9 protein-coding genes are annotated in these 13,210 nt (G+C 71.5%); 2 read left to right on the top strand and 7 right to left on the bottom strand.

Going from position 1 to position 13,210, the window contains the following annotated elements; translation table 11 throughout:
* Nucleotides 1-6: 6 nt before the first annotated feature.
* The 5 genes from ACFV6E_RS18995 to ACFV6E_RS18975 form a co-directional block, all read right to left on the bottom strand.
* On the bottom strand, nt 7-2,220 hold the full coding sequence (locus ACFV6E_RS18995) for a copper resistance CopC/CopD family protein (RefSeq protein ID WP_385462997.1): 2,214 nt from the start codon (nt 2,218-2,220) through the stop codon (nt 7-9).
* A 259-nt stretch (nt 2,221-2,479) separates the two neighbouring features.
* The gene (locus tag ACFV6E_RS18990; RefSeq protein ID WP_385462901.1) at nt 2,480-2,980 is read right to left on the bottom strand and encodes a copper chaperone PCu(A)C; all 501 of its coding nucleotides are present in this window, start codon (nt 2,978-2,980) and stop codon (nt 2,480-2,482) included.
* Nucleotides 2,977-3,630: an SCO family protein gene (locus ACFV6E_RS18985; protein ID WP_385462898.1), complete on the bottom strand. Its 654-nt coding sequence runs from the start codon at nt 3,628-3,630 to the stop codon at nt 2,977-2,979. The genes ACFV6E_RS18990 and ACFV6E_RS18985 overlap by 4 nt, the downstream gene beginning before the upstream one ends.
* Before the next feature lie 112 nt (nt 3,631-3,742).
* Complete coding sequence (locus ACFV6E_RS18980; RefSeq protein WP_385462895.1) at nt 3,743-4,489, bottom strand: YcnI family protein; 747 nt, start codon at nt 4,487-4,489, stop codon at nt 3,743-3,745.
* 203 nt (nt 4,490-4,692) lie between these two features.
* Nucleotides 4,693-5,604, bottom strand: a complete 912-nt coding sequence (locus ACFV6E_RS18975; RefSeq protein ID WP_385462893.1) for a hypothetical protein — start codon at nt 5,602-5,604, stop codon at nt 4,693-4,695.
* A gap of 248 nt (nt 5,605-5,852) precedes the next feature.
* Here ACFV6E_RS18975 and ACFV6E_RS18970 point away from each other — a divergent pair, with 248 nt between their 5' ends.
* On the top strand, nt 5,853-6,359 hold the full coding sequence (locus ACFV6E_RS18970) for an ATP-binding protein (RefSeq protein WP_385159936.1): 507 nt from the start codon (nt 5,853-5,855) through the stop codon (nt 6,357-6,359).
* Between the two features lie 566 nt (nt 6,360-6,925).
* The gene (locus tag ACFV6E_RS18965) at nt 6,926-7,795 is read left to right on the top strand and encodes an alpha/beta fold hydrolase (protein WP_385159938.1); all 870 of its coding nucleotides are present in this window, start codon (nt 6,926-6,928) and stop codon (nt 7,793-7,795) included.
* Nucleotides 7,796-7,882: 87 nt separating this feature from the next.
* Here ACFV6E_RS18965 and fxsT read toward each other — a convergent pair whose 3' ends face one another.
* Entirely contained in the window at nt 7,883-11,854 is a 3,972-nt protein-coding gene (gene fxsT, locus ACFV6E_RS18960; protein ID WP_385462890.1) for an FxSxx-COOH system tetratricopeptide repeat protein, read from the bottom strand.
* A gap of 77 nt (nt 11,855-11,931) precedes the next feature.
* Nucleotides 11,932-13,185, bottom strand: coding sequence for a TIR-like protein FxsC (locus tag ACFV6E_RS18955; RefSeq protein ID WP_385159942.1), 1,254 nt, complete (start codon nt 13,183-13,185; stop codon nt 11,932-11,934).
* Nucleotides 13,186-13,210 lie beyond the last annotated feature (25 nt).

The following is a 13,210-nucleotide window of genomic DNA, read 5'->3' as shown; positions in this document are numbered from 1 at the left end:
GGTGGTTCAGCCGATCTTCGCGTTCTTGGTCACGGTCGTCTGGTCGATGTCGGAGGTCCGCACGGTCACCGCGATCTTCCAGTCGCCCGCCATGGGGATCTGCACGCCGGTCGCCGTCCAGTGTCCCGTGGCGATGTGGTCGGGCAGTACGGGCAGCGGTCCGAGGTCCTTGGCCTTGAGGGTGAAGGCGAGCTTGACCTCGGGCACGTCGAAGGCTTTGCCGTTCGGCCGTTCCACGAAGAGGTGCAGGTCGTTGCCGCCGACGCGGGCCGGGTCGAGGCTCAGCCGCACGGTGCCCTTCCCGTCCTCGCCGCCCGTGTCGAACGGGACCGTCAGGGACAGCGGACCGGACCGCTGCGGCGCGGACGCGGTGGCGGCCGCCGCCTCCTCCTGCGTCCGGCCGGGTTCGGTGGACGTCAGCACGGTGGTCACCGCGAGCAGGACGACGGCGACGCCCGCCTCGGCGAGCACCGAGCGGCGCAACCCGGAGCGGTGCGGGTCGGCGTCCCTGATGCGTTTCTCGCGCGCGGTGGCCACGGCAGCCCGCTGCCGCGCCAGTTGGGCGGCGCGGCGCGGATCCGCGGAACCGGCACCCGCGGACACGGCGGCGGGCTCCTTCTCCGCCACCTGCTGCTTCACCGGCTCAGCCACCCGCTGTTTCACCGGCTCCGGCACCCGCTGCTGCGCGAGCTTCGCCACCCGCTTCTTCGGGGGCTTCGACGTCCGCTGTTTCACCGGCACGGTGATGTTGCCGTCCACCCGCACGCCGGCGTTGCCGTCCACCGGCGCGGTGACGCTCTCGGCGGTCCGGCCGGCCGCTGCCTCCGACAGCCGGCCGGTCCAGCGCCGGGAGACGTAGGCGATGCCGACGAGCAGCACCACCAGACCGACCTTGACCAGCAGGAGCTGCCCGTAACGGGTGCCGGTGAGCGCCGACCAGGAGCCGACCTGGCGCCACGACTGGTAGAGCCCGGTCACCGCCAGCGTGACCACGCTGCCGAACGCGACCCGCGAGAAGCGGCGTACGGCGGCGGCCTCGACGGCCTGTCCCGCGGGGGCCCGGTACAGCGCCACGAGCAGTGTGCACAGGCCGCCGAGCCAGGCGGCGACGGCCAGCAGGTGCAGTACGTCGACGGGCATCGCGATGCCGGGCTGGATGCCGACCGAGGCGTGCTCGGCCATCGACCAGGAGGCGGCCAGGCCCGCCGCGACGACGATGCCGCCGATCGAGAGCCCGAAGGTCAGGTCCCGCCGCTCGGCGGCCAGCTCGGCGGCGTCACCGCTGTCGCCGTCGCCGTCACCCGCCGCCTTCACGGCCCCGTCCGCGGCTGCCCCGTCCGCGGCTGCTCTGCCCGCCGTAGCCCCGTCCGCAGGGGGACGGCCCTCCGCTGCCCCGTCCCCCGGGACCCCGTCGACCGCCCCGTCACGCTTCACGTACGCGCCGAAGAGCACCGAGATGAACAGGGCGGCGGCCGCGAGCAGCAGCAGGCGCGAGACCAGGGCCGCGCCGGTCTTCGTCTGGAGCACCTGTCCGAGCAGGCTCAGGTCGAAGATGTCTGCGGCCTTGCCCGAGCCGGTGTACGCGCCGCGCAGGAACAGCAGCGCGAGGGTGGCCGCGGTGAGCGCGAGCCACCCGCCGACCACGAGCCGCTGCACCGGCCGTACTCCCGCGCCCCGCTGCCAGCAGCCCAGCACGAAGGCCGCGCCGCCGGCCAGCAGGATGAAGCCCGCGTACGACACGTAGCGCGCGAAGCCGTAGAGCCCGCCGACGAAGCCGCCGCCGGCCGCCTGGTCGGGCACGCTGGCGGCGGTCGCGGAGGGTGCGCCGATGGAGAAGGTGAAGGCACCGGAGACGGGGTGGCTGTCCGCCGACACGACCTGGTAGGTGACGGTGTAGGTGCCGTCGGGCAGCCCCGAGTGGAGCGGTACGCGGTAGGTGGCGCCGCCCACGGCGGAGTTCTTGCCGGTGTCGACCCGCTTGCCCTGCGGGTCCAGGACCCGCAGCGAGTCGTCGGACATGGCGACGTTCTCGGAGAAGGTCAGCGATACGTCGGTGGGCGCCTTGTCGACCACCACTCCCTGCTGGGGGTCGCTGCCGGTCAGCGCCGCGTGCGCGGCGGCCGGCCCGGCACCGGCGAGCAGCGCGCCGAGCACGGCGAGAAGCAGTAGCACCGCCGTCCGCCCGCGTACGGCGAGGAGCCGCGAAGCCGCCGTCCGCACGCGTACGGCGAGGAGCCGCGAAGCCGCCGTCCGCACGCGTACGGCGAGGAGCCGCGAAGCCGCCGTCCGCACGCGTACGGCGAGAAGCAGCAGCACCGCGACCCGCACGCGCACGGTGAGGAGCCGCGACACCGCCGTCCGCCCGCGCACGGCCCGTCCGCCGACCCCGTAGCCGCTTCCCCGGGACCCGCCGACCAGGTCGCCCCGGTGACGGTGACCCCCGCGGGGAGTGATGGCCTGCGTCAAGGTGAGCCCTCCCTCAGTGCCCGGTCTTCGGGCTGTACGTCGCGGACTTCACCGGCATGGTGATCTTCACCGTGCCGGTCTCGGCGAAGTGCAGCTCCACCGACACCTTCTCGCCCTGTTCCGGCGTGTGGGCGAGCTTCTCGAACATCAGGTGGTTGCCGCCGCTGGACAGCTCCAGCGTCCCGTGCGCGGGCACGGCGAAGGACTTCTCCTCCGTCATCGCACCGCCCTCGGTGGAGTGCAGCGTGATGTCGTCGGCGAGCCCGCTGGTCACTGAGGTCAGGCTGTCGGCGGTGTCGCCCGAGTTGGCGACGGTGAAGAAGCCGGCCGCCATGGTGCCGGCGGACGGCGCGGGCATGTACGCGCCGGTGACCTTCAGGTCGGGCCCCGAGGACGAGGCCGACGAGGAGCCGCCGCAGCCGGTGAGGACCAGCGCCGCCCCGGTGACCACGGCGGCGGCCGCGGCGCGCCGGGCGGACGGGAAGCGCCCGGCGGGCCGGGCGGGCCGGCTCACGGGTTCTCCCCCTTGACCAGCTTCGGCAGGTCCTTGGTGTAGTCGTCGACCGTGGCGTCCTCGCCGTAGAGCACATAGCCGCCGTCGGTCTTCGGCGAGAACGCGATGACCTGGGTGCCGTGCACGGAGACGATCTTGCCGTCCTTGTCCTTCGTGGACGGTTCGATGGAGATACCGAGGGTGCGGGCGCCGGCCTGGATGGTGGAGAAGTCGCCGGTCAGACCGATGACGTCCTTGTCGATGCCCTTGAGCCACTTGCCCAGCGCGGCGGGGGTGTCCCGGTCCGGGTCGGTGGTGACGAACACGATGCGGAGCTTGTCCTGCTCCGCCTTGGAGAGCTGCTTCTTGGCGACGGCCAGGTTGTTCATGGTCAGCGGGCAGACGTCGGGGCAGTGCGTGTAGCCGAAGTAGATCAGCGTCGGACGGCCCTTGGTCTCGGCCCGCAGGTCGTACTTCTCGCCCTGGGTGTCGGTGAGCAACAGGTCGGGCTTCTCGAAGGGCTGGTCGAGGACCGTGGCGGCCTTGTCGCTGCCGGCCTCGGCGGACACCTCGGCCACCGGCTTGTCCCCGTCGCCGCCGCTGCCGCAGGCGGAGAGGGTCAGTGCCGCGACGGTGAGCAGGGCGGCCGCGGCGAATGTCTTCTTGCGCATAGAGAAATGTCCCAGATATCCAGATGTGAAGGCACCGGAGCGCGCCAGGGTCGCACACCGCACCGGGCGGTGACGTCGTACGACCCCGGGCGCGCCCGGCAGCCGGTGGTTCTCAGGCGTTGGTACGCCGACGGCCGGCCAGGACGCCGTAGGCCACGCCCGCCAGACCGACGACGATGCCGACGACGCCGAGCACACGCGCCGTGGTGTCGCTGCTGTCGCCGCCGTCGGTGGCGGCGGCAGCCGTGGTGGAGTCCTTGGCGGAGTCGTCGGAGGCGGAGTCGGAGTCCGCGGCGGCGGAGCCGTGGTGGCCGTCCTCGTCGGAGGCGGCGGTCAGTTCGAGGACCGGTGCCGGGTTCTCGGGCTCCTCCTGGCCCTCCTCCTGCGGCTCGATCCAGCGCACGACCTCCTTGTTGTCGTACGTCTGGATCGCCTTGAAGACGAGTTCGTCGGCGTCCTCGGGGAGCTGGCCGACGGAGAGCGGGAACTTCTGGAAGAAGCCGGGCTCGATGCCCTTGCCGGTGGCCGTCCAGGTGACCTTGGAGACGGCCTCGGAGATCTTCTCGCCGTGCACCTCGAGCGGCTTGGCCAGCTTGGACTTGGTGATCTTGATGGTCCAGCCGTCCACGGGCTGCGCCGACACGGAGGCGAGCGGGTGGTCGGTCGGGAAGTTCACCTCGAGCTTGTTCGTCGAGGCGTTGTCGCGCTCGTTCGGCACCTTGAAGTCGATCGTCGCATAACCGCCCTTGGCGGCCTCGCCCTCCGGTTGCACACTGACGTGCGCGAAGGCGGGGGTGGACAGGACGACGACGGCCGAGGCGGCGACGGTGCCGGCGGCGGCGGTACGGAAAGCCTTCATGACAGAGAACACTCCGCAGTGAGTGGTGATCCGATAAGGAGGGGGACGCACGTGCGAAGAGGTGCCGCAGCCCGGTCCCGTTGCGGAAGGCGCCGAAACAGCACTCCCGGGGGGTGGGGCTGGAGACCACGGGCACGCGCGCGTGCCGCACGACGGCATCCCCTCCGGGCGGAGTCCTTCTCCTGGTGGAGCGGTGCGTCGTGTCAGGCGGCGAGAGCGAGCGTGCCGGGCGGCGGGCCGCGCCTGATCACCGAGTGCTGGAGCGCCGCGGTCCGCGGCGCGGCCGGGGGCGGCGGCGCGGTGCGCGGCCGCCGGGGCACCGGGCCCGTGGAGCCGGGCAGGCCCGCCCGCAGGGCGCGTACCAGCGCGAGCGCCGCGCGCAGCGCACGGACGAGGGCGGCCTCCGCCACGCCCTCGGCGGAGAGCCGGGTCAGCCGCACGACCGCCAGATCACCGCGGCGCAGCACCCAGCCGGCGGCCACCGCGGCGAGCACGTGGACGAGCAGCATGGGCAGCGAAGGCAGTACGGACATCGACGAGCCGGCGGCGGCCGACATCGCGTCCGCCGAGTGGTGCATGGCGGCCGTGTGGCCGGTGTCCAGCCGCGCGTCGCTGAGGATCCGCTGGGCCTGCTCGGGGCTGATGGCCGCCATGGAACTGCCGCACACCAGCCGTGCGGCGCGCTCGACGAGCGCGGCGTCGGACGCGTGCCCGGCCACGACAGCCGTCACGGAGGACACGCCCGTGGACGTACCCGTGGAAGCCCCCGCGGGGGCACCCGTGGAAGCACTCAGCGACGAGCCCATGGACGCTGCCATGGAGGACGCCGCAGACGTGCCGTGCTGCCCGAGCCCGAAGAGCGTGTGCAGCGCGGTCTGGCCCAGTGCGAGCAGCGCGGCGATGCCCGGCAGCGACCGCTCGCGCCCCGCCAGCGGTGCCGCGACGGCGAACACCGCGAGAAAGCCGACGGTCGTCGTCCACAGCGGAACCATGTCGCGGGAGGCGAAGCCGTGACCTGCCGCGGCCAGCACGACGCAGACCGCGGCGAACACCGTGGCCCTGAGAATCCGGAGATCGCTTCCGGAGCGCGCCGCGCGCACGTGGGGGGCAGACATGGCGGCCTCATCATCGCACTGGCCGTATCCGCCCCGTACGGCAGGTCCGCAAGATGGCGTACGGGACGGAATGTGCCGCTTCGGGAGGGGCTGACGGTGCATATGCCGATTTCCAGTGTCCGCACATACACCGATCTGGGCGTCCGCACATCCGCCATATGGGGGGCATCACTCGCTGTGGGCAATTGCGCACGGGGCAAGAGGGCAATACGTATCGGTATGTCGAGCCGCGGCCGGGAGGCTGGAGCATGAGCATCTGGTGGTCACTCCATCTGCGGCGCGAGGCCGCGAGCGTGCCGCTCGCCCGCCGCCTTCTGCTCGGCACGATGGAGACGGCGGGGGTCGACCCGGACGTCAGCTACGACCTCTCGCTCGCCCTCAGCGAAGCCTGTGCCAACGCCGTCGAGCACGGCGGGGACAACGGCGGGGACACGCTGACCCACGGCCCCGCCGAGGCGTACCGGGTCACGGCGTATCTGGACGGCGAGACGTGCCGTATCGAGGTGACCGATTCGGGGCCGGGCTTCCCGGCCGCCGCGCCGCACCCTCCCGGACCCGACCGCCCGGGCAGGCACGCGCACTGGCCGCTGACCCGCGTCGCCCGCAGCGACGACGAGAACGGCCGCGGCCTGGGCCTCATCCGCGAACTGGCCGACCACGTCCACATCGGCAACAAGCCCGGCCGGGGCGGCGCGGTGGTCAGCTTCGACAAGATCCTCAAGTGGCGGGACGATTCACCGCTGGTGACGGTGTAGCACTCCGGCGCACCGGCGACGCCTCCGCGGGCGCAAGAGACACCGGACGCGGTCTGGGCCGGGTGCCGCTCCGCCTGCATACTGGCCGGATGGGGGACTTGTCGAACAGCGCGGGCGGCTGCCTGTGAGGCGGCTCCGGCCGCCGCCGCGGGGGACCGCACCCACGGGGACGGTCACATCGACCACCGCACGGCCGACCGGCACCGGGACACGGACACCCGCCGCCCCGGCACGCGTCCGTGGAAGCACCACTGCCACGTGTCCCGCACGTGTCCGTGGAAGCACCACTGCCACGTGCCCGGAACGTGTCCGTGGAACCACCACTGCCACGTGCCCGGAACGTGTCCGTGAGACCACCGCTGTCCCGTCCGCTGTCCCGTCCGCCCTACCCGGCGCCGCCGCCTCCGCCCCGCGCGGCCGTCGGCGCCCGCACCCGCTGCGGCCGCTCCCCTCAGCACGGCACACCCGGCCCCTGCCGCATGCCCGCAGGGGCGGCTGAGGTGCCGCCGGCAGCCGAGCGAGCCCACTGGACGACAAGACAGCTGGATCAGGACAAGGGGAGCGCCATGCACCGATGGGTGTGGACCGGGGACCGCCGTCGTCTGGCCGTGGAGCAGCGCGGAGACATGGCCGGCAGGCCGGTGTTCCTGCTGCACGGCACCCCGGGCAGCAGGCTGGGCTTCGTTCCGCGCCCGTCCGTGCTGTACCGGATGGGCATCCGTCTGATCACCTTCGACCGTCCGGGCTACGGAGACTCCGACCGCAACCCGGGACGCATGGTCAGCGACGCGGCGGGCGACGTCGCGGACATCGCCGACGCCCTGGGGCTCGGCCACTTCGGAGTGGTCGGCCGCTCCGGGGGCGCGCCGCACGCGCTGGCCTGCGCCGCACTGCTGCCGGGCCGTGTGACGCGGACGGCCGCCCTGGTCAGCCTGGCGCCCCGGGACGCCGCCGGGCTCGACTGGTTCGAGGGGATGACCGAGTCGAACGTACGGGAGTACACGAGCGCGGGGCTCAGCCGCACGCTGGTGACGGCGAGACTCGGGCGCCGCTCGGTGTCCATCGTCGCGAACCCGGCCGCGTCCATCGCCGAGATGCGCGACGAACTGCCCGAGTCGGACCGCTGGATCGTGGCGGACGCGGGGATCCAGGACATGCTGGAGCGCAACTTCGCCGAGGGGCTGCGGGACTCGGCGGACGGCTGGGTCGACGACGTCATGGCGTTCAGCACCACGTGGGGCTTCGCCCCGGAGAGCATCGAGTCGCCCGTACTGCTCTGGCACGGCGAGGACGACGTGTTCGCACCCGTCCAGCACACCCGGTGGCTGGCTCAGCACATCCCCGGTGCCAGCGTCGAAGTGGAGGCCGGCGCAGCCCACTTCGGCGCGCTGCGGGTGATGACGCGGATGATGCGCTGGGCGGTGAGCGCGGAGTAGCGGCGGCAGCGGTACGGGCCCCGTCCACCGGGGCCCGTACCGCCCGTACCGCCCATACCGCGTCCGCGGACCGTCCCGCGGTCCGGCTCAGATCTGCTGCGGCTCCAGGTCACGGCTCACCCGTCGCCATTCCCGGATCGACTCGGTGACCGGGTGCGCGTCGCCCAGGAGCTGGCCGAGGGCCGACTCCGCCGCCTCGTGGAACCGCATGGCCTCCTCGTGCCGTGCCAGCCCGCGCAGCGAGATCGACAGGTTGCCCATGGCGATGAGCACGTCGGGGTGCTCCGAGCCGAAGCGCTGTCCCAGGCCGTCGAGAGCGAGCTGTTCCCAGCGTTCGGCGAGATCGTTCAGGCCGAGATCGGCCTGAGCGTTCGCCAGGTTCAGCCCGGCGCACAGGACCGAGGGATGGTCGTCGCCGAGTCGCGAGGCCAGGGTGGACCGGGCCAGCTCGGCCTGTTCGGCGGCCTTCTCGGGCTCCCCGACGGCCCGCTGGTAGATGGACAGGTTGTTGAGGCAGAGCATGGTGAACGGGTGCTCGGCGCCAAAGGAGTTCTGGTAGCCCTCGAGCATCTGCTCGACCAACTGCACCGCCCGCGTGGCCCCGCCGTCGGGGTCGGTGGCGAAGTAGTCGGCCGCCAGGTTGAGCCCGCAGGCCAGGGCCTCCGGAATGGTGCTGCCGTAGCGGTCGCGGTAGCGCGCGTACGTCTCCCACGCCTCCTCGGTGATGCGCAGCGCCTCGGCGGTGTGGCCGGCCTTGCGCAGGGAGACCGCGAGGCTCTTGTCGGCCCGGAGCACCTCGGGGACGTCGGGGTTCAGCACCTGCTCGAAGCTCCTGCGCACCTCGCGCAGGATCTCCGCCGAGCCCTTGAAGTCGCCCAGCTCCCGCAGGTCCCGCGCGTGGTGGCCCTTGGTGATCAGGGTGTACGGGTGCAGCGGCCCCAGCAGCGCGGTACGGCGGCGGACCGTGTCGTCGTCGAGCTGGCGCGCGGCCTCGCTGTCGCCGGCCAGCCGGTAGTCGATGCCCAGGTTGTTGGCGGCGGACAGCGTACGCGGGTGGTCCTCGCCGAATATCTCGCGGAACCCGCGGTAGATGCGCTGGTCCAGCTCCAGGGAATCCTTGAAGTGGCCCAGTGCCCTGAGGTCGGCGGCGAGGCTGCCGGAGGTGATGAGGATGGTGGGGTGGTTGTCGCCGAGCAGTTCGCGCTGGCTGGTGAGGGTCTTCTCGTCCAGGTCGCGGGCGGCCTGGTGCTGGCCCTGCGAGCGCAGCACGTTGGCCAGCTCGAAGCGGAGGTTGAGGATCTGTTCGTCGGTGGCGTCCGAGAACTCGGTGGTCCAGAACTTGTCGAGCTGGGTGGCCAGCGTCCGTGCCGCGTGCAGTTCGCCGCGCTTCCACAGGTAGCGGACGCGGTCGACCATGAGCTGGCGCGGTTCCTCCTCCGAGCACTCCCGGATGTTCGACGGAGTCAGGTGCGGCCAGATCACCTCGAACCCGGACCACTGGGCGGGGTCGTCGACGGCGCCCTCGGGCGGCCGGGCCATGGCGAGGATGCGGTGCACCTCGTGGACCGTGTCGTCGTTCCGCTCCGCGCTCATGCCCTCGCGCACCGCGGCCTGCACCAGGCGGTGCACCTGGACCGAGTTGTCGGTCGAGTCGACCTTGGCCAGCGCGAACCGGTTCAGGGCCTGGGTGACCCGGCCGAGCATGTAGCGGGCGCGCAGATCCTTGTCGTACGGCAGCAGGGCCCTGATCATCGCGTCGCTGCCGATCAGGCTCATGGAGATGGGCTCGGCGGCGAAGAAGCTGCACAGTTCCAGCAGACGGGCCGCGGCCGGTGATTCCTGGAGCAGCCGGTTGATGGAGATGTTCCAGGTGGCGCCGACGGACGAGGGGTACTCGACCGCCTCGACCGCCTCCTTCACGGACAGCACCCGCGTGGACTGCTCGTGCAGCTGGTCGATGTAGTCCTCGACCGGGGTGGCCGTCGCCTCCAGCCAGGCGGCCGCGACCTCGAGGGCCAGCGGCAGGTCTCCCACGGCGTCGGCCACCCGGTCCGCGTCCTGCTCGTTCAGACCGGGCACCCGGCGGCAGAGGTGCTCCACGCTCTCCTCGCGGGTGAAGACCTCCACCTCCATCGCCTGCACGCGCGGCGAGGTGGGCCGGGCCCGCGTGGTGACCAGCAGATGGCCGTAGATGTCGTCGCGGACCGGCGCGGTCTGCTCCGGGAACAGGTCCAGCGCCCTGTCCAGGTCCTCGACGTTGTCGAAGATCAGCAACCACCTGTCGTACGGCTGTCCGTCCCGGAGCGCCTGGACGGCGGCCTCGACCGCCTCCCCGACGTCGCCGGCGCCCACGCCGAGCTGCTGGGCGAGTGCCGCGAGTTTCGGCGGCACCAGTTCGGGCTGCTCGGCGTCGACCCACCACACCACGTCGTAGTCCGCCATGAACCGGTGGGCGTACTCGCGCGCCAGCTGGGTCTTGCCCACGCCGCCGAGACCGTGCAGGACCTGCGGCATGCGCTGGCCGGGGCGCCCGGTGGCGAGCTGTTCGCGCAGCCGGTCCAGGAGGGAGGAGCGGCCGGTGAACCAGCGGTAGCGGGTGGGGATGTTGGTGATCCGCCGGCCCATGCTCGGGAAGCGCAGCCCGCGTGAGCTGGGGGACAGGGTGGAGACGGCGTCCGAGCGGTCGAGTCCGGAGAGCAACGCGCCGTAGGCCTGCGTCTCGTCCAGGCCCTTGAGGTCGATGACGCCCCGGCTGGCGTACGGCAGGCTGAGCTGGACGTCGTCCACCCGGATCGCCACCGGCTGCTGCCGCTTCTCCGAACCGCCGGAGTGCACGGCCGCGTCCCACGCCACCCGCGCGCGGCGGTAGTCCACGAAGCTCGGCGAGAGCACGGCGAGCACACGGTGCGTGGCACCGGGCAGGGCGTCCGCGCCGATCTCGGTGGTGGACATCGACTGGACGTTCTTCGGCACCACGTCGAATCCGGCGCCGCGCAGCACCGACTCCAGCCAGTCCACCCACATCCGGTCCTCCGAGACGTGGTACAGCATGAGCTGCGACAGCGGCACGGGCCGGCGCCGGGTGTACGCGGACTTGTACTGGGCCCGCTTCGCCTCGCTGATCGCCGGCAGCTTGCCGACCCGCTCCTCGGTGATGACGGAGGTGAGCCGCTCGCACGCGCTCAGCATCGAGTTGGCGGTCTTCGGCGGGTCGCCGAAGGCGGCGAGGATCTCCTCGTAGGCGTAATAGGGCTGGTAGAGGATCTCCATGGCCGCCCAGTAGTCGGCCAGCTGGTCGGTGTTCAGACCGGCCGGGAGCCCGGAGAAGCGCTCCCTGGCCAGGGCGCGTCCGGCGTCCAGCTTGTCCTTCTCGCCGAGGTCGATGCGCATGGCGACGGGCAGGATGCGGATGCCCTTGTCCCCGTACCGCTCGCGGATGTCCTGGGCGACGGCGGCGGCGCCCTCGATGCTCTGGTCGCTGAGGGTGTAGCAGACGACCAGGGTGTGCGGCATCTGCACGGTGCAGATGTCCGCGAGGTCGCTGAGCCCCGTACGGCTGTCGATCAGTGTGTAGTCGTAGGAACGCTGCATGTCGGCACGCATCGCATCGAAGAACTGACCGCCGCCGTAGCTGGCGTAGAAGTGGTCCCAGTCCATGTTGCCGACGATGGGGTAGTCGCGGTGCCTCTTGCCCGCCGAAAGGAAGTCCAGGCTGCCGCCGCCCGGGAAGGCCCAGTCAAGGGAGAGCGCGTGCGGCCTGACCCGGGCGTAGCTGCGGTGCCAGTCGGAGGCCCGGTTGGGCAGGTCGCGCAGCGCCTCACGGCGGTAGTCGTCTATCAGGTTGACCAGTCCGGGAGTGGCCCGCAGCAAGGAAGGGTTGAGGAAAGGGTGGAAGAACTTGTGCAGGCCGGGAGCTTCCAGGTCCCAGTCGACGGCCAGGACGCGATGGCCGTTCGCGGCCAGGATCCAGGCCACGTTGGCGAGCGCCATGGTCCGCCCGGTGCCGCCCTTGTACGAGTAGAACGTGATTACGGTGCCTTTGCGGTCCTTCTCCGACATGCGCCTGCCCTCCGCCCTCTCGGCTGTGCTCTGCCCTCGCCCTTCGGTCGTTCGGTGGTGCCGGTGGTGCCAGGGGACTAGCCGAGATCGCTGGGTCCCCTGAGCCGCGGGGGCCGGGTCGGCGGTCCCTTCGGCGGATAGGTCCTCGCATGTTCCTCGTAGTAGGAGACGGCCTGCTGGACGGCTTCGTGCAGTTCGCTGCCGAAGGAGTCCAGGGTGCGCAGGCCCCCCTGGGGCGAACGGTGGCCGGCGCCCTCCACCATCCGGGCGGCCAGGATCCGGTCGGTGAGCGATTTGAGCCGTTTCTCCTTGTCGACGGCCAAGGAGTCGTCGTTGTTCGGCGGCATCATGACGCTGATCCAGGGCCGCTTGTCCCCGGTGAGCCGGTCCATGAAGTCCCTGCCCTGGGACGAACCCAGCACCCACCGGTCCAGCAGGAGCAGACCGGGGGACTCGGGCGGCCCCGGACGGAGAATGCGGTCGGCGTCGTACGCGAAGTTGCCGACCTTCACCTTGTAGTCCATGGCGCGCACCAGGTCGGCCGCGTGGTCGCCGAGGGGCTGCGCCGATTCGGGATAGTAGGGGTTCCAGTCCCGCGGCACGTCCCCGTAGTAGTGCGGTTTGCATCCCTGCGGCAGGGACGAGCGGGTGCAGGCCAGCACCGAGATGTAGAACTCCGGCGGGTGCACGGACGATCCGAAGGCGCTGGGCAGCGACTCGTAGTCCTTGTAGACCTGCCCCTCGTCCAGCTCGGTCTCCTTGGCCACCCGCACGATCCGCTGGGCCAGCCGGTACACGGCCCGCTCGTACTCGTCCTGGAGGTAGCGCAGTTTGGTCAGCCCGTAGAAGCCCTCGTCCGCGTAGTCCCGGCCGAAGTCCGCGTGGTTGAACTGGAGTTCAGCGGCGACCTGGGGCATCTGGACGGGTTCCACGGGCACCCATAACGCGGGGATGATCGCGCTGCTCCACGACGTCGCGCTGCGCACGCGCTGGTTGATCTGCCGCTGCGAGAAGGCCCACCACTCCCGGCCGCACTGCTCGCTGATGAAGTAGCGCGGCGAGTACAGGGGCACGAACACCTTGCACCGGGCGAGGTTGTCGGACAGTTCGTCGGTCCACCGGGTGCCCACCGCCATGCCCTGGTCCAGGAAGCCGGCCTTGGTCCCCCGCGGCAGATCGGTCATCTGCAGTATGTGCTGGCACAGACCGTCGTAGAGCTTCTTCACCCATGCGTCGGGATCGGTGTCGCCCGAGTCGTGCTTCGGGGTGTGCGCGTAGCTGAGGAAGAAGTACGGGTTTCCCCCTCTGGCCCTGCCCGAGTCAACTCGCACGTATGCACCCCCCGACATCCCGTGA

Origin of the sequence: Streptomyces sp. NPDC059785 (assembly GCF_042732375.1) — a bacterium.
In the GTDB taxonomy this organism is placed as follows: Bacteria; Actinomycetota; Actinomycetes; order Streptomycetales; family Streptomycetaceae; genus Streptomyces.
Note: the sequence above shows the minus strand (reverse complement) of the source record. Positions and strands in the feature narration are given on the sequence as shown.